Here is a 24244-nt window from a genome sequence, read left to right as displayed (position 1 = left end):
GGACTCGCTCGCGATCGGCGCGTTCAGCGCCGTCCGAACGGCGGGCGGCCACGGCGCCGTCGTCGGCTTCGACGACACGCCCACGGCGGCCGCCCTCGGCATCAGTTCGGTGCGTCAGCCGCTCGAAGAGGCGGCGAGCTGGGCCTTGGGCAGCGTCTTCGCACAGCTTGACGGTGCGCCTGGCATCCCAGCCGAGCCGAGCCTCATCGCCCCGCAGCTCATCGTGCGGGCAAGCTCCAGACCACCGCAGGAAGATTCGGCCTAGAGGCGCCGCCGCCCCATGCCGGACCTGCCGAATTCCCCTCTACTCCCCGGAAGGGCCTCCCCATGGCTTCCGCCCCCGCCGCCACTCCCGCCCACGCGCTCTCCCCCATCCGCATCCGGCCCGCACTCCCCCAGGATGCGGAGCGGCATCCGGAGCTCCTCGGACCGCTGCCCCCGCAGCTTGCATGGGCGCTCGGTGAAGGTGGTCTGTCAACGTCCCTCGAGGCGGCCACCGAGGGCCGGCAGAAGTTCCACGAAGCACTCGCTGCCGCGCACGCCAGGGGCTACAACACCGCGTTGTCCTCCGTCTCCGCGGCGCTGGTCGCCGTCACGGCCGACGACGAACCCCTCGGGAGCCTCATCGTGACGCCGGCCGTGCGGGCCTTCCGACAGCCGGACACGTTCACCGGCCACAGCCAGCTCGAACGGCTCAGCCTGATCTTCGCGGCCGAGATCCTCACGATGACCGTCCCCGAATCCTCCCGAACCGGAGCGGCCCTGCTGCACTCGGCCGCGGACCTCTACAGTCGGGCCGGATACGGAATCCTCTTCGGGGCCGTCCGGGCGGACGTGGAGGCGCCCCTCCCAGCACCCTTCTCGACCGTCGGCGCAGGCAAGGCGCTCTGCCTCGACCCTGCGTTCCTCGGCCACGCCGTGGGCCTAGCGCTCGTGCGGCCTGAACCGAACACCCGGATCTACTACTCGAGCCTCCAGGAAGAACCGCAGACGGGCTGGGAATACGAGCTCACAGGAAACGAGCCCGTCCCCTGAAGCCCGGCGCGCCCCGAACGACGACGCCGCCCGCACTGGAGTGCAGCGCTCACTCGCCGTCGTGCTCGTGCGGACGCCGGTCGGCGATCAGGAGAGCGGCCATGTGGCGCGCCCGCGCCGCTGCGTCTGGATCGCCTTCGGCGGCGGCGACAATCGCACCCTTGAGGAGGATATGGCACGACCAGGCGAACCCCTCCGGGTCGCTGAGGTGGGCGTCCCGGGCAATGTCTGCGAGCTGGTCTCGCGTGCGGGCGAGGTAGTCCAGGCTCGCCCTGCCCAGCGGATGCGTCGGGCCCATCTCCATGAGGACGTGGAGGAAGGAACTCGCCTCGGATGCTCCTTGCCGGAACCATTCGTCGAAGACGTCGAAGACGGCCAGGAGGGCAGGGGTCTCGCTTCCCCTGTGGCGCTTCACGGCCGCGTCGATCGCCGAACTGCGTTCCTCGTACCAGCGCTGGAGATACGCGAGGGCCAGATCGTCCTTCGTATGGAAATGCTTGTAGAAGGTGGCCTTGGCTACGCCGGAGCGCTCGATCAGCTCGTCCACTCCGACGTCCCGGATCCCCCGCTCGGCGAACAGTGTGAAGGAGACATCGAGGATCCGCTGACGGGCGCCGGGCTTCGCCGGCACCTGAGCGTCACCCTTCACATCCATACCCGGCACTTACCCAACATACTCAAGACGAACCAACGCCGGGGCCGGAAGGGGGGCCAGCCCCGTCTCCGCAGCTAGGCTGGGGCGCATGGCCCCTCCCCCCGTGCCCGTGCAGTTGCTTCGCGAGCAGGTCGACGCGGACTACCCACGCACCATCCATGAGCTGAAGGCCTTGGTTGCTGTCCCGGGGGTCGCCTGGGCGGAGTTCGACCCGGCCGACCTCGCGAGGAGTGCGGGCCTCGTGGCCGCTCTCGCCCGGTCTGCGGGATTCACCCACGTCGACGTCCTTGCCGCCGAAGGCCCAGACGGCGCTCCCGGCGCGCCCGCCGTCGTCGCCCGCCGCCTTGCCAAGCCGGGCTGGCCTACGGTGCTGCTCTACGCGCACCACGACGTGCAGCCTCCCGGCGACCCCGCGCTCTGGACCTCCGCGCCTTTCGCTCCGGAGGAAAGAGGCGGCCGCCTGTGGGGGCGCGGGGCTGCGGACGACAAGTCCGGGGTCGTCACACATCTTGCGGCCTTCCGCTGCCTGATCGAGGTGCTCGGCGACGATTGCGGGCTGGGGATCACGCTCTTCATCGAAGGGGAAGAGGAGTCGGGGTCCGTCACCCTCGACAGGTTTCTCGCGGAGCACGCGGCGCTCCTCGCCAGCGACGTCATCATTGTTGCCGATTCGGGCGTCTGGAAGATCGGCGTCCCCGCCCTCACGACAAGCCTCCGAGGGCTGGTCGACGGCACCATCGAACTCCGTGCCCTCGAGCACGGCCTTCACTCGGGCACCTATGGAGGCCCTGTGCTGGACGCGGTGACGCTTCTGGCCAAGCTGTTGGCGACGCTGCACGACGAGACCGGTGCGGTTGCGGTCGAGGGACTCGTCGCTGCCGACGGGGCGGACCGGGACATCGACGAGGAGACGTTCCGGACCGACGCCGCCGTTCCCCCTGGCGTCAGGCTCGCCGGGACGGGGACCATCACCTCGAGGCTCTGGACCAAACCGGCCTTGGCGATCATCGGCCTCGACGCTCCCGCCGTAGCCACCGCATCCAATACGCTCGTTCCCGCGGCGACCGCGAAGTTCAGCCTCCGCATCGCGCCCGGAGACCGCCCCGAGAATGCGATGGACGCGATCCGTCGCCACGTCGCGCTGCACGCGCCGGGCGGTGCCGAGGTAACCGTCAGGCCGGGGCGCGCGAGCAGGCCTTTCGCCGCCGACCTCTCGTCCCCCGCCGTCGGCGACGCCCTGTGGGCGATGGAGGAATCGTGGGGGGTCGCTCCCGTCCGTGCCGGAGTGGGCGGCTCGATCCCGCTCGTCTCGGCATTGGCCCGCCACTTCCCTGCGGCCCAGATCCTGATCACCGGCGCGGAGGATCCCGATTCGCGGGCCCACGGCGAGGACGAGTCGGTGCATCTCGGCGAACTGAAGCGCTCGATCCTCGCCGAAGCGCTCCTCTTGGCCAAGCTCAACGCGCGTTAGCTGCCCGCCCATGTCCCGAGGCCTCCTTCCGCCGTCAATGGGGCAGGATGGACGCGAGGGGTTACTGCGGCCGACGGCGGTCGGATCGCCGAGCGCGGGGAGGCAAGCGAGCGATGGGGTCGGTCGGGCGTTTCGACGCCCTCCAGCAGAGGCATCCATGGGTGGGCTATCCCCTCGCGGTGCTCTACAAGTACTTCGACGATCAAGGGCCGTTTCTCGCGGCGTTGATCACCTACTACGGCTTCGTCTCGCTGTTCCCGCTGCTTCTGCTGCTCTCGACGCTCCTCAGCTTCGTGCTTTCCGGCGATCCCCAGCTCCGAACCCAGGTGATGACCTCTGCGCTCGCCGAGTTCCCAGTCATCGGCTCCCAGCTCTCCGAGCCGAAGGGGCTGGGGGGTGGGACCGTGGGCGTCGTCATCGGCGTTCTCGGTGCTCTGTACGGTGGGATCGGGGTAGCGCAGGCGATCCAGCACGCCATGAACACCGCCTGGTCGATCCCGCGCAACCGCCGGCCGGACCCGTTCAAGTCGCGCGGCCGCAGCCTGCTCCTGCTCGGCACCGTCGGCCTCGCGCTGATCGGCACCACCATCCTCTCGGCACTGGGCGGCTATGCCGACGCGCTCGGAGCCGCGGGCCGGGTGGTCTTCCTCGCGTTGTCGGTTGCCGTGAATGCGGGGGCGTTCATCCTTGCGTTCCGCATCGGCACCGTCCGTCCGCTCACCGTCAGGCAAGTCCTCCCCGGTGCCGTCGGGGCCGCCATCGCGTGGCAGCTGCTCCAGTCCGTCGGGCCTGTGTACATCGCCCAGGTGGTGAGGCGGGCCAGCGCCATGAACGGCGTGTTCGCCGTCGTCCTGGGCCTGCTCGCCTTCCTCTACCTCGCGGCCGTGGCCATCGTGCTGTGCGTCGAGGCAAACGTCGTCCGGGTCGACAGGCTCCACCCCCGCGCCCTGCTCACTCCGTTCACCGACCAAGTGGACCTCACCGCAGGGGACCGCAAGTCGTATACCCGCCAGGCCAAGGCCCAGCAGCTGAAAGGCTTCGAGCGCATCGACGTGAGCTTCGACGAACCGCGCGGGGAAGGCAACGGGCCGGCAGGCGGGAAGCCGGAAGGGCCTGAAAACGGAGGGCCCAGAGGCTGAGCCCTTTCCCTCCCGGGGCCGGGCCTGCCACCGCCACCGTCAGAGCGGCGTTGGAGGCGTTCGGAGTGGACGGCCATCGATCGCTCCCTCGCGTGGCTTCTCCGTCACTCGCCAGTAGTAGCCGCTCGGGTCGAGGAGCCGGAAGTCGCGGAGTCCCCAAGGTCGCTCGACCAAGTCCTCTTCGAGCAACCATCCGCGTCCCAGGGCACGATCCCGCGCGGCCTGCACATCATCGGTCTCAAGGACGAGCTCGACGCCCGTGGGAGGGCGCCTGTCTGTCCGCTCGGCAATGTCCGGACGCTGGGCAGCGCCCACCCGGATGCGCCCACGTCGCAAGGCGACGTAGGCGATTCCCCTCGCCCGGCTGTCCTGCACCAGCTCGAACCCCAGCACTCGTGTGTAGAAGTCCACTGTCACGTCCAGGTCGCAGGGGAAGATCTCGCACCGCAGCTCGTCCACGGGACACGATCCTTGCAGACTTTTCCCTGACGGGGCGGATGAGCCGGGGTTGACACTCCTACCGAACCGGTTTAGCTTTTACTAAACCGGTTTTGTGAAGCCGATCACGGAAAGCCGCTCGAGGGAAAGGAGGTGCTGCCATGGCCGTGACGATCAGCGACGTCGCAGCTGCTGCCGGAGTGAGCAAAGGCACCGTTTCGCTCGCGTTGAACGGCCAGAAAGGGGTCGGTGAGGACACTCGCAAGCGGATCCTCACGGTGGCGGAGAACCTGGGGTGGACCCCCAGCCTCCGGGCCAAGGGGTTGGCCTCTTCCCGCTCGTTCGCGATCGGGATCGTGCTCGAGCGCGATCCGCGGCTGCTCGGCACAGACCCCTTCTTCGCCGGCTTCATCGCCGGCATAGAAACCGTTCTCGCCGCCCACGAATACACGCTGGTACTCGCGGTCGCGGACGGATCGGCCGCCGAGGCCGGCTACCGCAAGCTCTCGGCAGGGAGGGTCGATGGCTTCATCCTCACCGACCTCCGCACGGACGATCCCCGCATCGCCCTGCTGGGTGGGTTCGGGCTCCCTGCCGTCACGCTGAACCGGCCGACGATCGACTCCCCGTTCCCAGCCGTGTGCATGGATGGGAGCGAAAGCGTCAAGGAGGCCGTGCGGCATCTTGTCAGTCTCGGCCACCGGCGGATCGCACATGTAGGGGGCCCCCAGTCCTATGTGCACGGCGCCGGCAGGCGGAACGCCTGGGCGGAAGCGCTCCTCGAAGCAGGCCTCCAGCCCAACCTGTTCGTCGAGGCGGACTTCACAGCCGAGGCGGGCGTCGAAGCCACCGCCCAACTCCTCTCGCTCTCGGAACCGCCGACGGCGATCGTCTACGCCAATGACCTGATGGCCACAGCCGGTCAGTCGAAAGCACAGAGCCTCGGCTTCGACATCCCGCAGGACCTCTCCATCGTCGGCTACGACAATGCCGAGTTCGCTCAGTACTTGAACCCCCCGTTGACGACCGTAGCCGCCGACCCCATTTCCTGGGGTCGCAAGGCCGCCGCAGTGCTCCTCGGAGCCATCGCCGGCGAACGCACGGCTTCGGACGTCGTCATGCCCGCGCCACGGCTCATCGTCCGGGCCTCGACCGGCCCGGCGCCCTCCTCCTGATCTTCACCCCCTGAACACCTGTCCCTGAAGAACGCCCCCGCAGCCAACTCAACAATTCTTCGCCAACACAACAATTCTTCGCCAACTCAACAAAAAAAGGAGACGCAATGATGCGTGCGATCACGCGTGCCCGAATTCAGCTCGACAAGTCGGCCCGCAAACGCACTCTGGCCACGGCCGTTGCCGTCGCTGGTGTCGCAGCCATGGCGCTTTCGGGCTGCTCGAACGGCGGTTCGGGAAGTGCCTCGAGCGCCCTGACCTCCCACGGACCGATCACCATCTGGTATTCGAACAATGCTCAGGAAGTGACCTGGGGCAAGGCGATGGTGAATGACTGGAACGCCGCCCACCCGAACGAGAAGATCACCGGACAGGAGGTCCCGGCGGGCAAGAGCACCGAAGAAGTCATCGGCGCCGCGATCACCGCCGGAACAACGCCGTGCCTCGTCTTCAACAACCTGCCCGCCGCCACCGGACAGTTCCAGAAGCAGGGCGGACTGGTGGACCTTTCGAAGTTCCCCGACGCGAACCAGTACATTACGTCCCGCACGGGCTCTTCGGCGGACCAGTACAAGTCGCCCGACGGCGACTTCTACCAGATGCCGTGGAAATCAAACCCGGTCATGATCTTCTACAACAAGGACATCTTCAAGAAGGCCGGGCTTGATCCCAACAACCCGAAGCTTTCGACCTACGCCGACTTCCTGGCGGCAGCACAGAAGATCAAGTCCAGCGGAGCCGCGAAGTACGCCATCTACCCGTCGCCCACGAGCGAATTCTTCCAGCCCAACTTCGACTTCCTGCCGTTGTACGCGGCAGAGACGAACGGCACCTCGCTCATCAAGGACAACAAGGCAACGATCGACAGCCAAGCGGGAATGGACGTCGCCCAGTTCTGGAAGACGATCTACTCAGAAGGCCTCGCCGGGAAGGAGCCGGTGCAGGACGACGTCTTCGCATCCGGCGAGGCGGCGATGGCGATCGTCGGGCCATGGGCCATCCCGGTCTACAACAAGGTCAACTGGGGTGAGGTGGCAGTTCCGACCAAGGACGGCACGCCGGCCAGCCAGACCTACACGTTCCCCGATGCCAAGAACATCGGCATGTACACGTCCTGCAAGAACCAGGGGACGGCGTGGGACGTGCTGAAGTTCGCGACGAGCCAAGACGAGGACGGGAAGCTTCTCCAGACGACGGGCCAGATGCCGCTCCGCAACAACCTGCAGTCCGTCTACAGCGACTACTTCGCCCAGCACCCGGCCTACAAGGACTTCGCGAGCCAGGCCGCGCGGACAGTGGATGACCCGACGGGCCCCAACACGATTGCTGCGCTCCAGGACCTGCGCAACTTCTACACCAAGGCCGTGATCTCAGGCCAGGGAGACCTGTCGAGCGAGCTCAAGCAAGCCTCGGACAGCATCACCCAAGCGTGGAGCGCGAAGTAGTCCGATGCCTGCATCCCATACGGTTCCGGCGGTCCGGGGCTCCAACGCCCCGGGCCATCCGGCCAGCGATCGTCGGCAACAGCCCCGGAAGGGGGCACCCTTCCACCGCCGCTTCCTGGGCCGCAACCCTCTCGGCTGGCTGTTCAGCGCACCGTACCTCGTCTTCGTGATCGCGATCTTCGCCTACCCCCTCGGCTTCGCCGTCTACATGTCGTTCTTCGACTATTTCTTCGCGGCACCCGGGGCGCAGGTCGATCGACCATTCGTCGGACTCGACAACTACGCCCAGGTCTTCACCGACCCCCAAGTACTCCAGTCCTTCGGGAACGTCCTGATCTTCCTCGTCATCAACGTCCCCCTGACGGTGGTGCTGTCCTTGATCCTCGCTGCCGCGCTCAATTCAGCCGTCCGCTTCCGCACCTTCCTCAGGGTGAGCTACTACGTGCCCTACGTGACAGCGAGCGTGGCAGTTGTGGGCGTCTGGCTGTTCCTGTTCTCCGGAGACGGGCTCGTGAACCGCGTCTTGGGCCCGCTAGCGCCCAACCCGACATGGCTCGTGAACTCCCAACTCGCCATGCCGATGATCGCGCTGTTCGTGACGTGGAAGCAGTTGGGCTTCTACATCCTGCTGTATCTCGCAGCGCTCCAGAACGTGCCGGGAGAGCTGTACGAATCAGCGGCGACGGATGGGGCAGGCAAAATCCGATCCTTCATGTCGGTCACGGTGCCGGGAGTCCGTCCCGCGACGGTGCTGGTGCTCCTCCTCTCGACAGTCACGGGCGCGAACCTGTTCACCGAGCCCTACCTGCTCACGGGAGGGGGCGGCCCCAACGGCGCCTCTACCAGCCCCGTCCTCGTGATGTACCAGCAGGGCATCGAACAGGGACACCCGGGATATGCGGCAGCGATCGGAATCGTCCTCGTCGTCCTGGTCCTTGCCATTGCTTTCCTGCAGAACCGCTTTGCGGGAGGAAGGGACTCATGAAAGCCATGAAATTGAGCCGAGGGCAGGCGATCCTCAGAGGACTCGTGCTTGCGGTGGGTGCACTCGCGTTCCTCTTTCCCTTCTACTACATGATCATCGGGGCGCTTCAGGAGAATCCGGACACGTCGCTCGCGGGGGCCTTCCCCCAACCGGGAAACCTCACCCTCGCGAACTTCACTGCGATCGACAGCCGCATCAACCTCGTCTCGGGGCTCGTGAACTCCGGGATTTTCACGGGCGGCGTCCTCCTGTGCACGGTCGTCTTCGGAGTCCTTGCAGGCTATTCCCTCGCGGTCCTGCAGTGGCGGGGCCGCGGCGCGACGTTCGCCCTCGCCCTGCTCGTGCAGGTCGTTCCGTTCCAGCTGCTCATCATCCCGCTCTATGTGCTGATCGCACGCGACTACGGGCTTGCGGACAGCTACCTCGGCATGATCCTCCCGTTCGCCATCAATTCGACCGCCGTCATCATCTTCCGGCAGTACTTCCTCCAGGTCCCGCGAGAGCTGTTCGATGCGGCGCGCATCGACGGCGCCGGAGACCTGCGCCTTCTCTGGCGGGTCGCGCTCCCCCTCGTGCGTCCGGCCCTCGTGACGGTCATTCTCGTCACCTTCATCGGCCCGTGGAACGAGTTCCTCTGGCCCTTCCTGATCACCAAGCAAGCCGACATGCAGCCCCTCGCCGTCTCGCTCGCGAACTACATCAGCAACGTCGCCGCGACGGCCGCAAACCCCTTCGGCGCTGTGCTGGCCGGTGCGCTCGTGCTCGCCGCGCCCGTCGTCGTGCTCTTCATCGCCTTCCAGCGCTACTTCACGTCCACCGACATCGGATCGTCCGTCAAGGGCTGACCCGGAAGGAATCATGCACCTCCTCACCACCGACAGCCTGCGGCAAGGGCTCGATCGCGCCGTCGCCCACTCCAACTCCGCCACCGACGCCCTCTCGACGGACCAGTTCTCGGCCCACTGGGACGATCGCCCGGACTGGGCTATCGGGCCCTTCCGAAAGGACGAGAAACTCACCTTCACCCTCGACCGGCAGTGGCCCGATCCCACGGGAATCGGCTGGACGAGCTCCTCGATCTTCAACCCGAGCCTCATCGAGCGAAACGGCAGGCTGCACCTCTTCTACCGTGCGTCCCCGCGCAAGGAGAGTCTCGAAAGCCGGATCGGAACCGCGGTCTACACCCCCGGCGAAGGCTGGTCGGACGGGGCGAACCCAGTCGTCTACCCGACCCTGGACAACGAACTGCTCGGCGTCGAGGACCCGAAGGTCTACTCGGCGAACGGCCGCTACTACCTCTTCTACAACGGCATCTGGCCGCTCGCCGGCACGACCGAGCGCGCCGAATACCCCTCGCAGGGCTGGCCTCTCGGGGATGTGGGGTGCGATATCAACCTCGCCGTCTCCGACGACCTCGTCCATTGGGAGAAGCGCGGCCGCGTCGTCCCCCACGAGGTCTCGCACCTGTGGGCGAAGGGCGCCGTGATCCCGACCGACGGCACGGGGGAAGCGGCCACCGTCGGTGGCGACTACCTCATGTTCCTCTCCGAAGGCTGCGACGGGAGGCCCGTCATCGGCCGTTCCCGAGATCTCGAGACGTGGGAGTTCAGCGAGCAGCCGTACCTCGACGTCTCCTCACTCGGCTCGCTCCACGAAGTCGCGTGCGCCGTCGTCGTCAACGGGCACCTGGTGCTGGACTTCTTCTACGGCGACCACAACGGAGAGTTCGCCGCGGCTCAGGCGCTCTACTCGCTCGAGGACCCCTTCACCCAGCTCGCGCTCCACCGCGGCGGCTCGCTCGCGTGGGGCGGCCTCATCCGCTACGGCGATCGCTGGACATTCGCCCAAGGCTGGGACGCCCCGGCCGGTCGTCGCGAGCTCTACCTCTACCGCTCAGAACACTGACCCCGCTCTCCGGCCCTACCGCGGCCCGACCCGACTTCCTGGAGAACCCATGACTGACACGTCCTTCCCCTACGCCCTCACGCGCGCAGGGGTGATCATGTCCCCCGAGCCCGGCAATGACCTCGAGACCGAGGGAGTCCTGAATCCCGCCACGGTGCGAGGTGCCGACGGCCGCCTCTACCTGCTTCCCCGATTGGTGGCCGAAGGGAACGTCTCCCGCATCGGCCTTGCCGAGATCAAGGTTGCGGACGGGGTACCGGTCAGCGTTGCCCGCGAGGGGGTCGTCCTCTCCCCCGATCGCAGCTGGGAGCGTGGGGCCCAGAACGCGGGCGTCGAGGATCCGCGCGTCACCTTCGTGCCGGATCTCGGGCTCAATGTCATGACCTATGTCGCCTACGGTCCCCTCGGGCCGCGGACCGCTCTCGCGGTCTCCACGGACGAACGCTCATGGCGTCGGCTGGGGCCCGTGACCTTCGAGTACGACGACGACGCCGACGTCGACCTCGGGCTGTACCCGAACAAGGACACGGTCTTCTTCCCTGAAACGGTACGCGACCCGGACGGTGTGGAGAGCTTCGCCGTCCTGCACCGGCCATCGTGGGACCTGCAGGACATCCGCCCGGGCGAGGTCGCAACGCCCCCGGCCGGCCTCCCGGACGATCGTCCGAGCATCTGGATCAGCTTCATCCCGGCCGCCGAGGTCGAGCAGGATCTTGCGGCGCTGACGAGGTGGCGGAAGCACCGCGTTGTCGCGTGGCCCGAAGCAGCGTTCGAGCAGACGAAGATCGGCAGCGGGCCGGCCCCGATCCGGGTCGAGGAGGGGTGGCTCCTGCTCTACCACGGCGTCGTCGGCGAACTCGTGCCTGGCGTCGCCCAGCAGAAGAACGTCAACTACGGCGCTGGCGCCATGATCCTCGACGCCGACGAGCCGTGGCGGGTCATCGCCCGGACCAGTGCACCGCTTCTCTCGGCTGACACCGACGACGAACGCGACGGAATCGTGCCGAACGTCGTCTTCCCCACCGCCATCGAGGAGATCGAGGGGACCCGCTACGTGTTCTACGGAATGGCCGACTCGAAGATCGGCGCAGCCCGCCTCGACCGCAACTGACCCGGATCGGAGAGCCCTGATGCTCAGACCAGCACTCACCTCCCTAGCAGCTCTCGCCCTGATCGCCGCGCCCGCGCTGCCAGCCCAAGCGCAGGCGGCCCCTGAGGGCACGACGACGACGGCGAACGTCACGAATCTGGCCCACCTCGACTTCCTGCTCGACTCGGCGCCGCTGCTGGCTGGCGTCCCCGGGCACACCACCTATCAGCAGGCACAGGAGCCGACGGCCCAAGCCCCTTGGGTCTACGCGAACCGAGAGGCGGATGGCTCGTTCCAGCGTGTGGGCGGCGGTTCGTACGACCCGTCCACGGGGCACTGGGGGCAAGGGTCGTTCGACGCGGACGACATCGCCCGGGCCGCGGTGGTCTATGTACGCGACTGGGAGCAGAACCGCACGGCGGCGAGCCGTGAACACGCCTACCAGCTCCTGCGGGAGCTGACCTATCTGCAGACCTCGTCGGGGCCCAACGCGGGCAACGTCGTGCTGTGGCAGCAGCCCGACGGAACCCTCAATCCGACGCCGACGCCGCCCGACAGCCCGAACCCGAGCGACACCGGAGAATCCTTCTGGCTCGCCCGCACCATCTGGGCGCTCGGCGAGGCCTACCCGGCCTTCGAGAGCGCAGATCCCGCCTTCGGCTCCTTCCTCAAGGATCGGTACGACCTCGCCCTGACCGCGCTCAACCGGGGGTCCCTCGCGAAGTACGGGCAATGGGAGACGGCCAACGGTGCGCGCGTGCCCGCGTGGCTCGTCTCGGAGAGCACCACGGCCTCGTCCGAGGCTGTCCTCGGCCTCAGCGCTGCCGTGAAGGCTGACCCGGGCGATGCGGCGAGCCGGGCGGCGCTCCAGAAGGAAGCCGCCGGGATTGCAGCGATGGCCACGGGAAGTCCCGGGCACTGGCCCTTCGGGGGCTTCCTCGCCACGACGACATCGCGGTCCATGTGGAACGGCTGGGGCGGAGAAGCCCCGGCAGCCCTCTCGGAGGCAGGAGCGATCCTCGGGCGCGCGGACTACCAGCAGACGGCAGAGAACGCCGTCAGGAACTTCATTCCTCAGGTCCTGACGACTGGCGGCCCGGACAACGGCTGGACTCCGACGCCGTTCGACCGCTCCCAGATCGCCTACGGTGCGGACTCCCTCGTCGAATCGGCCCTCGCAGTCGCCGGAAACTCCCACGATCCGTCCCTCAAGAAGCTCGCCGGGATCGCGGCGGGCTGGTTCTTCGGCGCCAACCCCACGAACAGCCCGCTCTACAACCCCTCCACCGGCGTGTGCGTCGATGGAGTCGGCGGTGACGGCACCGTGAACCGCAACTGCGGCGCGGAATCGACGATCCACACCGAACTGACGATGCTCGCCCTCGACGCCCATCCCGACGTCCGGAGCGTTGCGACTGGCGCGACCTCGGTGCAGGCCCGATCCGGAGTGTCCGTGGTCGAGGCCGAGTCCGGAACCCTGAACGGCCCCGCCTCCGTCACGACTCCGCCGAGCGCGTGGACCGGCTCGGCGAACTGGTCCGGCTCCTACGTGAACGCGAACGACGGCGCGTCCGTCACCATCCCCCTCGGGAAGCTGGCGGGCGCCGTCCAGGTGCACCCCGTCGTCGACCTCGCTGCCTCGCCCTCGGGCACTACCGCCTGGACGGCCACTCTCGGCAACGGAAGCACCGTTGCGCTCGGGACCACGGACAACGGCAGCCTCGGCGCCCAGGGCATCGCCCCGACGCCAGACGCGCTGCTCCCCCTCACGCTGCCGGTGACCATCCCTGCCGATGCGGTGAGCGTCACGGCCCACGTGAGCGGCACCGCGAAGATCGACGCGCTGCTCCTCGAGCCGGCCACGTCGTATCTCGACCTCGGCGGGCGCTCGGGACTCGTCCTCTCGGCTTACGCCGCGGGCGGATTCAGCATCTCGCATGACTGAGACAGTCAGCCTCCTCTCGACCGACGGAGCATCGATGAAGCGCAGCGCCCTCACCCGCGGATGGACGCTCTCCCACACCGCCGGACCGCGTCCGGCCGGGACGAGCCTCGACCACGTCCCGGCAGCCGTCCCGGGAACCGTGCACACGGACCTGCTCGCCGCGGGGGCCGTCGGGGACCCATACCTCGACGCGAACGAGGCTCAGCAGGCCTGGATCGGGCAGTCCGACTGGCGTTACACGGCATCGTTCGAATGGTCGCCCCGAACAGCCCGGACCGACCTGGTCTTCGAGGGCCTCGACACGGTCGCGACCGTCCGGCTCAACGGCCAGCCCTTCCTGCATGCGGAGAACATGCACCGCTCGTACCGGGTCGACGCCGGCCCCCTCCTGGCGGAGGGCACGAACCACCTCACGGTGGACTTCACCTCCGCTGTCCGCGAAGCCGACCGCCGCTCCCTGGAGTACGGCGCACGCCCGCACGCGAACCACCACCCCTACAACTCGCTCCGGAAGATGGCGTGCAGCTTCGGCTGGGACTGGGGGCCGGACACGGCCACTGCGGGCATCTGGCGCCCCGTTCGCCTCGAGGAATGGTCGACGGCGCGGCTCGCCGAGGTGCGGCCCGTGGCGCGCGTCGAAGGGTCGGACGGGCTCGTGGAGGTCCACCTCCAGGTTGAGCGAGACTCGGACGAGCCGCTCTTGGTCACGGCGACCGTGGGCGGGGCCTCCAGCCAGGCGGAACTCCCCCGCGGCGCGACGGCGACGGTCCTCGCCCTCCGGGTGCCCGACGTCGACCTCTGGTGGCCCCGGGGCCACGGCGACGCTGCGCTGTACGGACTCTCCGTCGAGCTCCGTGCTGCCGATTCGGCTGGCACCGCGCCGCTCGACTCGTGGAGTCGCCGCATCGGCTTCCGCACCGTGGCTTTGTCGATGCCGGACGACGACGCGGGGACCGGTTTCGGCATCGAGATCAACGGAAAGCCCGTCTTCGTCAAGGGCGCAAACTGGATTCCGGACGACGCCTTTCCCCATCGGGTCGGTCGCGACCGGTACGCTCGGCGCATCGAGCAAGCCGTCGGGGCCGGGCTCAACCTGCTGCGGGTGTGGGGCGGCGGCATCTACGAATCGGAGGACTTCTATTCGCTGTGCGATGAGCACGGCCTCATGACGTGGCAGGACTTCCTCTTCGCCTGCGCCGCGTACTCAGAGGACGAACCCCTCCGCAGCGAAATCGATGCAGAGGCGCGCGAGGCAGTCGTGCGTCTAGCCGCTCATCCGTCCCTCATTGTCTTGAACGGCAACAACGAGAACCTCTGGGGCTACACCGACTGGAATTGGCAATTCCTGCTCGACGGCAAATCGTGGGGCGCCGAGTACTACTACCGGCTTCTCCCCGACATCGTCGCCGAATTGGCGCCCCACGTCCTCTATACCCCGGGCTCTCCCTTCACCCCGACGCGAAACGGGGACTTCGACCCGAGCATCGAGCCGAACGACCCCTCGAAGGGCACGATGCACATCTGGGACCTGTGGAATGAGAAGGACTACCTTCACTACCGCGACTATCGCCCACGATTCGTCGCGGAATTCGGTTGGCAGGGCCCTGCCGTCTGGGCGACGCTCACCCGCGCGGTCGGCGACGATCCCCTCACCCCGGAGTCACCGGGGATGATCTCCCACCAGAAGGCCACCGAAGGCAACACCAAGCTCACCCGGGGCCTGCTCCCGCACTTTCGGGTGCCCGATGAGATTCACGACTGGCACTGGGCCATGCAGCTCAATCAGGCCAACGCCGTGCGGACCGGCATCGAATGGTTCCGTTCGCTGGCCCCGCACTGCACCGGATCCATCGTCTGGCAGCTCAACGACTGTTGGCCGGTGACCTCGTGGGCGGCGGTCGACGGCGACGGGCGGGAGAAGCCGCTCTGGGGGGCCCTTCGGGCCGCCAACGCGGATCGGCTCGTGACCATCCAACCGGCCGGCCCGGCGTCGTCCGCCAGTCCGCTCGCGGCCGTGGCGATCAATGACACCGACGAAGCGTGGGAGGGAGAACTGCGCGTGGCGCGGCGCAGCCTCCGGGGCGAGACCCTCGCCGAGGCTCGCACGAGCGTGACCGTCGCGCCGAGATCCATCGCCCGCCTTGCCATCGAGGAGCGAATAGCCCTCCCGGAAGAACCGCGGTCGGAGATGGTCGTCGCCGAATTGGGCGGTGTCCGCGGACTCTGGTCCTTCGCCGAATGCCGGGATCAAGCGCTGGAGCCCGACGACTTTTCGGCGGAGCTCGAGCGTGGCGACGGCCTGGCGGTCCTGCGGATCACGGCCAACACGCTCCTTCGCGACGTCACCGTCCTGCCGGACAGACTCGACGCGGGGGCAAGGGTCGACCAGATGCTGATCACGCTCCTGCCCGGAGAATGCGCTGAATTCCGGATTTCCAGCGGGGTTCCGCTCACGCTCGAGCAGCTGACGTCGAGGGAGGTCCTCAGGACGGCGAACCAGCTGGTGCGCTGAGGACCTCCAGAAGTCCTACACGGGGAGGGTCACCACCTGGCCGGCGAAAGTGAAGCCACCTCCGAAACCGAAGAGGAACGCCCGCCCGCCGCGGGGCAGTTCGCCGCGGTGCCACGCTTTGGAGAGGCCAAGGGGAACGCTCGCGGCCGAGGTGTTCCCCGATTCTTCGATGTCGCGGATCAGGACTTGTCCGTCGGTGACACCGAGGGCGCGTGCCAGCGGTTCGAGCAGCCGGAGGTTCGCCTGATGGAATGCGAACACGTCGATGTCCGCAGGGTTGAGGCCGGCTCGGTCCAAGACACGCTTGGCCTGGTCCGCCGCCTCGGTGAGCACCCAGCGCATGACGCTGCGGCCGTCCTGGGAGAAGATCTGGGTCTCCTTGTCGATGACGACCGCCTCGAGCATCCCGGGGACAGAGCCCCAGACCACGGGAGAGATGGTCGGCTCCGGCGACGCGCCCAGGACGACGGCGCCGGCGCCGTCCGCGGTCAGCACGCACGTCCGACGATCTGTCCAGTCCGTCACGCCGGAGAGCTTCTCGGCGCCGATCACGAGAGCGTGCTCGGCGGTCCCCGCGCTGATGGCCTGATCGGCGATCGCGAGGGCGTACTCGAATCCCGAGCAGGCGGTGTTGACGTCGAGCACGGCTGGGCCTGCGAAACCGAGCTCCGCGCTGACCCTCGCAGCGGTATTCGGGCTTCGATCCATCAGGGTGGTGCTGGCGACGACCACGAGAGAAACGTCATCGATCCGCGCGTCTTCGAGGGCCATCCGCGCTGCAGCCGTCCCCATGTCGACAACCGTCTCCGACTCGGAGGCAATACGCCGCTCGCGGATCCCGGTGCGAGTGCGAATCCACTCGTCATTCGTGTCGACCTTCCGGGCCAGGTCGTCGTTGGTGACTATGTTCTCGGGCTGGTAGTGCCCCAGGCCGATGAGGGCCGATCCCCGCTGTGAACGCTGATCCATGAGCACCATCGTATTGACCGTCGCTGGGCGGGGCCGACAGGCCCCCTGTCCGGCGCCGTCGGCCGTCGCTCGCCCGCCGCCTTCAGCTGGACATCACGCCGTCTGCTCCTGCGCCGTCAAAGGTGCCGCGACCTTCTCGAGCGACGTCCGCGATGCCTCGACGCCGAAGACGACTTCCACCAGCCCCGCGGCGATCATCAGCGCTGCTCCGATGTAGTAGCCGAAGGCAACAGCTCCGACCCCCTGACCGACGAAGTCTCCGAAGAGGAGGGGCCCGACGATGCCGCCGAGTCCCGTGCCGACCGCGTAGAAGAAGGCGATAGCAAGTGCCCTCGTCTCCATGGGGAACACCTCGCTGACCGTGAGGTAGGCGCTGCTGGCCCCGCAGGAGGCCACGAAGAACACGGCGCTCCAGCACGCAGTCAGCCAGAAGGCGTCGAGTGCGCCCGCGCCGAACAGCGCTGCGACTCCACAGAGCAGGACTCCGGAGCCGATATAGGTTGCCGAAATCATGACCTTGCGGCCGACGGCGTCGAAGAAATGGCCGAGCAGCATCGGGCCCGCGAAGTTGCCGACGGCGATCGCCACGAGCGCCCACGGTGCGGCGTCTCCGGGCACGCCCATGAGTTTCGTCAGGACGAGAGCGTAGGTGAAGAATACGGCGTTGTAGAGGAACGCCTGGCCGATGAAGAGCGAGAGTCCAAGGACCACCCTGCGCGGGTACCGATGGACCGCGACGTCGATGATCTCGCTGAAGCGGATGGACGGCCGCTGCGTGATCGTGAGGGAGTCCTCGACGGGCCCGAGCGGGCTTCCGGTCTGGTCCTCGATGTCCCGCTCGATCTCTCGGACGACTTTCTCGGCACCGTCTTCGTACCCGTGGATGAACATCCATCGAGGCGACTCGGGGACGTTGCGGCGGACCAGGAGGATGAGCAGGCCGAGGACGGCTCCCAGTCCGAACGCAAGGCGCCAGCCGAGCCACTCCGCGAAGATCGCTGTGTTGAGCAGGACAGTCGAGAGGATCGCGCCGAATGCCGTCCCCAGCCAATAGGAGCCGTTGATGGCAAGGTCAACCGTGCCTCGGCGCTTCGCCGGAATCAATTCATCGATGGCGGAATTGATAGCCGAATATTCGCCGCCGATGCCGGCCCCGGTGAAGAAGCGGCAGATATAGAAGAAGAGCGGTGAAGGGGAAAACGCGGTGGCGACGGTGGCCAGCAGATACACGCCGAGAGTGATGATGAAGAGGCGCTTCCGCCCGAAGCGGTCGGTCAGGTGCCCGAAGACGAGAGAGCCCACGCACGCCCCCGCGACGTAGATCGCCGCGGCCAGGCCTACCCCTGCTGGTGAGAGGCCGAGGCCGGAGCCGGACTGGGTCAGGCGGTCACTGATTGACCCGACGATCGTGACCTCGAGCCCGTCCAGGATCCAGACAGTGCCGAGTCCCACGACGACCATCCAATGCCATCGGGACCAGGGCAGGCGATCCAGCCGGCCGGGAATGTTCGTTCTGATCGTCCCCAACGTCGCTCTGCTCATGGCTCTCCCCTACGAAGACGGCTGCACTGCCCGGTGATGAGAGCTTTCCTACCCTACGATCTGAGGGTCGAAACCCAGATCCACCAAGGACCTCCCCGTCCTTTCGGGTACACCTACCTCGTCCACACGGCCCCGGCGTACCCTCTGGGTATGGATCCTGAGATGACGTGTGTGTGCGGGCGGCCCATGCAGATCGTGGCGGTGCATCAGTTCGCAGGGCTCAAGGGTCCGATGAAACTGCTCGTGTACTCGTGCGGCCAAAGCCCGGTCGAAGACGGCGGCGACCACCTCCAGCTCCGCGAAGTGCCAGCGTAGGGGCTCGCACAAACTGCGACTGAGTACCACTTGCCCCGAAACTGAGTGCCATGCTTAGATCGGGAAAGTGGCGTGGGCCACAGTCATGCCGTCAGGAGCTTCGTGAACCTTGCCCAATACCTCGTCGCCAGTTCGATCGACCAGGGCGATCAGCCCGCCATCACCTGCGGCAGCGACAGCTGGTCGTACTCCGCCCTCGACGACGCGAGCGCGCGAGTTTCGACCCTGTTGTCGGAACTGGGGGTCACGCCCGGCAGCCGGGTCGGAATCATGCTGCCCAACGTGCCCGAGTTTGCTGCGATCTACTACGGAGTCCTCCGGGCCGGGGCCGTCGTTGTTCCCATGAACCCCCTGCTGAAGGCCCGTGAGGTCGCCTACCACCTGACCGATTCGGAAGCGAGCCTTCTCTTCGCCGGCGGGGGAGCCGAATCCGACGCCGCCAAAGGCGCGGCGGAGGCCGGTACGCGCCTCTTCGTCGTCGAACCAGCAGGTCTCCGGGAGCAGCTTCAGCTTCTTCCCCCGGCACCCGGCGTCGCCGAGCGGGACGGCGGGGATACCGCCGTCATCCTCTACACCTCGGGGACAACGGGCCGACCCAAGGGGGCAGAGCTCACCCACGCCAATCTGGCGACGAACGCCGACGTCGTGCGCCGCACGCTGCTCCGTCTCACCCACGATGACGTGGTCTTCGGTGGCCTGCCCCTGTTCCACTCCTTCGGGCAGACCTGCGCGCTCAATGCGGCTATCGCGGCGGGGGCCTGCGTGGCATTGCTGCCGCGGTTCACGGCTCAGGGGGCGCTTGCCACCATCGAGTCGCAGAGGGTCACTGTCTTCGCGGGCGTGCCGACGATGTACAGCGCACTTCTGTCTCTTCCGGAGCGCGTCGGATACGACGCGTCCTCCCTGCGTGTCTGCATTTCGGGCGGCGCCGCGCTCCCGGTCGAGGTCCTCAGACGGTTCGAGCAGGAATTCGAGTGCATGATCCTCGAGGGCTACGGCCTCTCCGAGACTTCGCCGGTGGCCGCCTTCAACCACCCTGACCGGGTGCGGAAGCCCGGCTCAATCGGAACGGCGGTGGAGGGTGTCGAGCTGAAAGTCGTCGACCTCAACGGGAGCGATCTGCCGCCCGGTGAAGTGGGCGAAATCGCGGTGCGCGGACACAACATCATGAAGGGGTATTGGCGCCGGCCGGATGCCACCTCCGAGGCAATCCGCGACGGCTGGTTCCTCACGGGCGACATGGGGCGGATCGACGACGACGGGTACTTCTCGATAGTGGACCGCCGCAAGGATCTCATCATCCGCGGCGGCTACAACGTCTACCCCCGAGAGGTCGAGGAGGTCCTCTACGAGCACCCGGCCGTCGCCGAAGCTGCGGTGATCGGGGTTCCCCACCCTGACCTGGGCGAGGAGGTCACGGCGGTCGTCGCCCTCTCCAGCCCGGAATCTGCCACCGCCGAGGAACTGCGCGATTACGTCAAGTCCCAGCTCGCCGCCTACAAGTATCCCCGCGAGGTCCGCATCGTCGACCAGCTGCCCAAGGGGCCCACCGGAAAGATTCTCAAGCGCGAGCTCCGCGCGGAGAGGACCGAGGCATGAGCGCGATGAAGAACAGCACGTACCGCACGTGGGACGCGGCCGTCCAAGGAGGCGCCCTGCGCGTCGGCGAGTGGGGCATCAACGACGGCGACGCTCCCCTCGTGTTGGCGGTCCACGGAGTCACAGCATCGCATCTGGCGTGGGCCGTTCTTGCCGAGAAGCTGCCCGGGGTCCGGCTCATCGCGCCCGATCTGCGTGGCCGCGGCCGCAGCAGCGGGCTCCCCGGACCGTGGGGCATGGCCCAGCATGCGGATGATCTCGCTCAGGTGCTCCGCGCGGCCGGCGCCGACGAGAGCCGTCCCGCCGTCGTCGTCGGCCATTCCATGGGGGCGTTCGTTTCGCTCGTTCTGGCCGACCGCTTTCCCGAGCTTGTGGGGCGCCTCCTCCTGATCGACGGCGGGATCCCGCTCGAGGCACCGCCCGGGCTGACGGCCGATGAAGCCCTTGCGGCCGTGCTCGGACCGGCGGCGGAGCGGCTCCGCATGGAGTTCCCCTCCCCCGAGGCATACCTCGACTACTGGAGGCCCCACCCGGCGTTGGGACCCCATTGGTCCCCGGAAATCGAGGAATACCTGCTCTACGACCTGCAAGGGGAGGCACCGCAGCTTCGCCCCGCGACCTCGCTGGAGGCTGTCGCGCACGACAACAGGGACCTCTTCGGGGGGTCGGCCGTTCGCGCTGCACTGGGCCGCCTCCCGCGACCGACGCACCTGGTGAGGGCGCAGCGCGGGCTGCTCGATCAGGTCCCCCCGCTCTGCCCCGACGACGCCGTGGCGCACGCGCTTGTGCGCTTCCCCCAGTTGCGGGTCACCGACATCCCCGACACGAACCACTACAGCGTGGTGATGGACCACCCGGGTGCCTCAGCTGTCGCGGCGCACATCGGTGGCCTCGTGAGCGAAGTGGGGCGCGTGAGCACGAGATGACTCACGACGTCGGGAGGAGGGGATCGCGATGAGGGTCACCGAAGACTTCGTTGCCGTCGTCGGGGTCGACGGTTCCCCGCAGTCGCGTGAGGCGCTCGCGTGGGCGGCGGAGGAGGCGGCCCTGCGCGGGGGGCGGGTGGTTGCGGTGACCGCGTGGGAGTTCCCGCTTCTGGTGACGGGCCTGGAGACTGTCGCGATGGATCGGGAAGCGTTCGCACACGCAGCCGAGCGCGTCCTCGACCTCGCTGTGGGAGCCGTCTCGGGAGGGGACGTGCGGATTGACACGGTCGTCGGCCACGGGAGTCCGGCGAAGGTCATCCTCGAGGCCGCGGAGGGAGCGGACCTCGTGGTGGTTGGCTCGCGCGGCCTCGGCGGATTCGCAGGACTCCTGCTCGGCTCGGTGTCCGCCCATCTGGTGCACCACTGCCCCTGCACGGTGGTCGTGATCAGGCATCCTGTGACGCCTTAGGCGTCACGAGGGCATGGACCAGTTCCACCCCCGCGCACCCTGCGACGGCAGCCACCGCACCCAGGAGGGCGAACCATGGCGGCGGTGCGGCGAAATCGAGGAATCCTACCGACCAGGGCAGCAGGTACACGCCAGCGCCCGCGCCGAACATGGAAAGGACGACGACGAGCCGGCAGCCTTTCAAGGGCCGCGCCTGGCACGCGAGGACCCACAGCCCTGCTGCGGTGAGGACGAGGGTCGCCACGGTCCGGATCTGGGCTGGATCCAGGCGCGCTGAGCTTCCCGCGGCCGTCACCCCGAGCAGGCATGCTGCCACGATGGCCCCGTTGGGAAGGGCGAAGCCCAGTGCGCGGCGCAGGAAACCGGCAGCATGACGACGGCGGTTCGGCAGCAGGGCCAGGAAGAACGCGGGTATTCCGATCGTGAGCCCGTCCGTCACGGAGAGCTGACGCGGAAGGAACGGCGTCTCCATCAGGAAGAACCCGAGCCCGACCGAGAGCGCCATGGCATAGACAGTCTTGGTCAGGAAGAGGACGGACACCCGTTCTATGTTGGCCAGGACGCGCCGCCCCTGGGCCACCACCTCCGGGATGTGGTCGAACGAGTTGTCGAGCAGAACGATCCGCGCAACGGCCTTCGTTGCAGCGGAACCTGCGCCCATGGCGATGCCCAGATCCGCGTCTTTGATCGCGAGGGCGTCGTTGACGCCGTCGCCCGTCATCGCCACGGTGTGGCCGGCGGACTTGAGCGCCTGAACGATTCGCCTCTTCTGGGCCGGGGTCACGCGGCCGATGACCGGATGCGCCAGCACCGCCGACGCGAACGCCTCGGCATCCTCGGGCAGCTCGCGTGCATCAAAGCCAGGATCCGGGCCAAGCCCTGCGGCCTCCGCAACCGCGGCTACCGTCCTCGGATGGTCGCCCGAGAGCACCCGTACGTCGACCCCTTCCTCACGCAGGTAGGCGAGGGTCGCCGCGACGTGCGGCCTGAGCTGCTCGCGGAAGGCGAGGACCGCCGTCGCCCGAACGCCGTGGGGCGGCCTCTCCTCGGCGACATCCGCTGGGGTCAGGGGGGCTGAAGAATAGGCGAGCAGGAGCGCACGCAGGCCGGACCCCGCGAATTGGCCGGCAAGTCGCACGGCCTGCGCGCCGTGGTCCCCTGCCTCGAACTCCGGGAGGCCCACGATGACGTCGGGTGCCCCCAGCACCCACGTGCCCGTCGCGCCTCCCATCAGGGTCGCCGCGCTCCACTTCCGCTCCGAGGAGAAGTCGATGGCGGCCGCAGCGTGCACGCCGTCGGACCCCGGATAGTCGCGCCTGAGGCTGCGGATGGTGGGGCCCGCCGACGGGTCGGCCCCGAACCAGGCCAGCGCCGCCCGCCAGGATGCCGCTCCGTCCGCGGCGAGTTCCCTCACCGGGGTGACGCTGTCGAGCACGGTCTGCCCGTCGGTGAGGGTGCCGGTCTTGTCGATGCAGAGCACATCGATGCGGGCCAAGCCCTCCACGGCTGGCAGCTCCTGGACGAGGACCTGCTGCCGGGCGAGTGCGATGGCACCGACGGCGAAGGCCACGCTGGTCATGAGGACGAGTCCGAGCGGGATCATCGCAATCAGGGCGGTGACGGTGTCGACCGCTGCCACCTGCCAGCGACCGTCGGCGGCCGCTGGCCCCCAACCGCCTTGGACCTGGACCTGGGCGTTGAGCACCAGAAGGCCCAAGGGCACGACGGCCCAGCCGATCCACCGCAGCAGCCGATCGAGAGACTCCCGCAGCTCGGAACGCACGAGCGAGAACCGCCGCGATTCCGCAGTGAGCCGATTGGCGAACCCCCCGGCCCCGACCGCAGTCACCCGGGCGAGCCCAGAACCGCCGACGACGGCCGACCCCGAGAGCAGCGTCTCCCCCAGCGTGCGTGCCACCGGTTCGGCCTCGCCGGTCAGGAGTGATTCGTCGACACTCAAGCGCTCAGCGGCCACGACGACGGAGTCGGCAGCGACTTGATCTCCGGCCCTCACGACGAGGACGTCATCGAGGACTACCTCGCGGGGATCGAGTTCGCGCTCCTGTGGGCCGCGAAGCACCCTCGCCGTCGGCGCGGTGAGCACGCTTAGGCGGTCGAGGGTACGTTTCGCCCGAAGCTCCTGCCCGGCTCCGATCACGGCGTTGGCTAATGCCGTGAGGCCGAAAAGGGCGTCCTGCCAGCGGCCCAACACCAGCAGCAGTGCGAAGCCGGACAGGACGAGCCCATTGAAATATGTGAGCGTGTTGGCCCGGACGATGGCCCAGAGGCTGCGACTCGTCGAGAAATCCTGGCGGTTCGTCAGGCCCTCGCGCAATCGTTCCGCGGCCTCCGCCTCGCTGAGGCCGACGATCGGCCCGGAGGGGGCCGCCGTCAGTTCCCCCGTGACCGTCTGCCGTTTCCTACGGCTGCGAGTCCCCCGCCGATGACGAGGCCGAGGCCGACTAGCACGATCAGGGTGACGATCGCGGATCTGGGGTCCAGTGCGAGCCAGCCGAGCCGGGCGGCAGCAAGGAGCGCGGAGGCGATCGCCAGGATGGCGCCCCAGACGATGGTCCCGGTGCTCGGCCCCTCGGGGTACCCATGCGGCGCCGGCAGATTACTGCTCATC

General features: G+C 67.9%; 22 protein-coding genes. 16 read left to right on the top strand and 6 right to left on the bottom strand.

What is annotated here, in order from left to right:
• On the top strand, positions 1-265 hold a 265-nt coding region (locus V7053_RS03785; RefSeq protein ID WP_334170938.1), incomplete at its 5' end, for a substrate-binding domain-containing protein.
• 62 nt (positions 266-327) lie between these two features.
• Positions 328-1035, top strand: a complete 708-nt coding sequence (locus tag V7053_RS03780) for a hypothetical protein (protein WP_334170937.1) — start codon at positions 328-330, stop codon at positions 1033-1035.
• 49 nt (positions 1036-1084) lie between these two features.
• Here V7053_RS03780 and V7053_RS03775 read toward each other — a convergent pair whose 3' ends face one another.
• Positions 1085-1690: a TetR/AcrR family transcriptional regulator gene (locus V7053_RS03775; RefSeq protein WP_334170936.1), complete on the bottom strand. Its 606-nt coding sequence runs from the start codon at positions 1688-1690 to the stop codon at positions 1085-1087.
• Positions 1691-1778: 88 nt separating this feature from the next.
• Here V7053_RS03775 and V7053_RS03770 point away from each other — a divergent pair, with 88 nt between their 5' ends.
• A complete protein-coding gene (locus tag V7053_RS03770) occupies positions 1779-3161 on the top strand; it encodes a M20/M25/M40 family metallo-hydrolase (protein WP_334170935.1) in 1383 nt (460 codons plus the stop codon).
• 161 nt (positions 3162-3322) lie between these two features.
• Positions 3323-4300 carry a YihY/virulence factor BrkB family protein gene (locus V7053_RS03765; protein WP_334170934.1) on the top strand — a complete coding sequence of 326 codons (978 nt, stop codon included), beginning with the start codon at positions 3323-3325 and terminating at the stop codon, positions 4298-4300.
• A gap of 39 nt (positions 4301-4339) precedes the next feature.
• Here V7053_RS03765 and V7053_RS03760 read toward each other — a convergent pair whose 3' ends face one another.
• Positions 4340-4759, bottom strand: coding sequence for a VOC family protein (locus tag V7053_RS03760; protein WP_334170933.1), 420 nt, complete (start codon positions 4757-4759; stop codon positions 4340-4342).
• Between the two features lie 140 nt (positions 4760-4899).
• On the opposite strand from V7053_RS03760, the gene V7053_RS03755 reads away from it, so the two are divergent.
• From V7053_RS03755 to V7053_RS03720, 8 genes are all read left to right on the top strand, one after another.
• Entirely contained in the window at positions 4900-5913 is a 1014-nt protein-coding gene (locus V7053_RS03755; RefSeq protein ID WP_334170932.1) for a LacI family DNA-binding transcriptional regulator, read from the top strand.
• A 107-nt stretch (positions 5914-6020) separates the two neighbouring features.
• Positions 6021-7358 carry an ABC transporter substrate-binding protein gene (locus V7053_RS03750; RefSeq protein ID WP_334170931.1) on the top strand — a complete coding sequence of 446 codons (1338 nt, stop codon included), beginning with the start codon at positions 6021-6023 and terminating at the stop codon, positions 7356-7358.
• Between the two features lie 4 nt (positions 7359-7362).
• Positions 7363-8343: a carbohydrate ABC transporter permease gene (locus V7053_RS03745; protein WP_334170930.1), complete on the top strand. Its 981-nt coding sequence runs from the start codon at positions 7363-7365 to the stop codon at positions 8341-8343.
• A complete protein-coding gene (locus V7053_RS03740; RefSeq protein ID WP_334170929.1) occupies positions 8340-9188 on the top strand; it encodes a carbohydrate ABC transporter permease in 849 nt (282 codons plus the stop codon). Before V7053_RS03745 ends, V7053_RS03740 begins: the two co-directional genes overlap by 4 nt.
• Positions 9189-9201: 13 nt before the next feature.
• A complete protein-coding gene (locus V7053_RS03735; protein ID WP_334170928.1) occupies positions 9202-10248 on the top strand; it encodes a hypothetical protein in 1047 nt (348 codons plus the stop codon).
• Positions 10249-10297: 49 nt separating this feature from the next.
• Entirely contained in the window at positions 10298-11359 is a 1062-nt protein-coding gene (locus tag V7053_RS03730; RefSeq protein ID WP_334170927.1) for a glycoside hydrolase family 130 protein, read from the top strand.
• A gap of 19 nt (positions 11360-11378) precedes the next feature.
• Positions 11379-13283: a hypothetical protein gene (locus V7053_RS03725; protein WP_334170926.1), complete on the top strand. Its 1905-nt coding sequence runs from the start codon at positions 11379-11381 to the stop codon at positions 13281-13283.
• On the top strand, positions 13276-15795 hold the full coding sequence (locus V7053_RS03720) for a glycoside hydrolase family 2 protein (RefSeq protein ID WP_334170925.1): 2520 nt from the start codon (positions 13276-13278) through the stop codon (positions 15793-15795). The genes V7053_RS03725 and V7053_RS03720 overlap by 8 nt, the downstream gene beginning before the upstream one ends.
• 15 nt (positions 15796-15810) lie before the next feature.
• On the opposite strand, the gene V7053_RS03715 is transcribed toward V7053_RS03720, so the two are convergent.
• Positions 15811-16764: a beta-ketoacyl-ACP synthase 3 gene (locus V7053_RS03715; protein WP_334170924.1), complete on the bottom strand. Its 954-nt coding sequence runs from the start codon at positions 16762-16764 to the stop codon at positions 15811-15813.
• A 93-nt stretch (positions 16765-16857) separates the two neighbouring features.
• Positions 16858-18306, bottom strand: a complete 1449-nt coding sequence (locus V7053_RS03710; RefSeq protein ID WP_334170923.1) for an MFS transporter — start codon at positions 18304-18306, stop codon at positions 16858-16860.
• A gap of 150 nt (positions 18307-18456) precedes the next feature.
• Between V7053_RS03710 and V7053_RS03705 the strand changes: the two genes are divergently transcribed.
• The 4 genes from V7053_RS03705 to V7053_RS03690 all read left to right on the top strand — a co-directional run bounded on the left by V7053_RS03705 (position 18457) and on the right by V7053_RS03690 (position 21615).
• Positions 18457-18621: a hypothetical protein gene (locus V7053_RS03705; protein ID WP_156144223.1), complete on the top strand. Its 165-nt coding sequence runs from the start codon at positions 18457-18459 to the stop codon at positions 18619-18621.
• 102 nt (positions 18622-18723) lie between these two features.
• Positions 18724-20220 carry a long-chain-fatty-acid--CoA ligase gene (locus V7053_RS03700; RefSeq protein WP_334170922.1) on the top strand — a complete coding sequence of 499 codons (1497 nt, stop codon included), beginning with the start codon at positions 18724-18726 and terminating at the stop codon, positions 20218-20220.
• Positions 20217-21146, top strand: coding sequence for an alpha/beta fold hydrolase (locus V7053_RS03695; RefSeq protein ID WP_334170921.1), 930 nt, complete (start codon positions 20217-20219; stop codon positions 21144-21146). Before V7053_RS03700 ends, V7053_RS03695 begins: the two co-directional genes overlap by 4 nt.
• Positions 21147-21174: 28 nt before the next feature.
• A complete protein-coding gene (locus V7053_RS03690) occupies positions 21175-21615 on the top strand; it encodes a universal stress protein (RefSeq protein ID WP_334170920.1) in 441 nt (146 codons plus the stop codon).
• Here the strand turns inward: V7053_RS03690 and V7053_RS03685 are convergent.
• Positions 21593-23950 carry an HAD-IC family P-type ATPase gene (locus tag V7053_RS03685; RefSeq protein WP_334170919.1) on the bottom strand — a complete coding sequence of 786 codons (2358 nt, stop codon included), beginning with the start codon at positions 23948-23950 and terminating at the stop codon, positions 21593-21595. The two genes, V7053_RS03690 and V7053_RS03685, sit on opposite strands and share 23 nt — an antisense overlap.
• A gap of 56 nt (positions 23951-24006) precedes the next feature.
• Positions 24007-24243, bottom strand: coding sequence for a hypothetical protein (locus V7053_RS03680; RefSeq protein ID WP_334170918.1), 237 nt, complete (start codon positions 24241-24243; stop codon positions 24007-24009).
• Position 24244: the final 1 nt, after the last annotated feature.

It is taken from the genome of Sinomonas sp. (assembly GCF_036848755.1).
Taxonomy (GTDB): domain Bacteria; phylum Actinomycetota; class Actinomycetes; order Actinomycetales; family Micrococcaceae; genus Sinomonas.
Note: the sequence above shows the minus strand (reverse complement) of the source record. Positions and strands in the feature narration are given on the sequence as shown.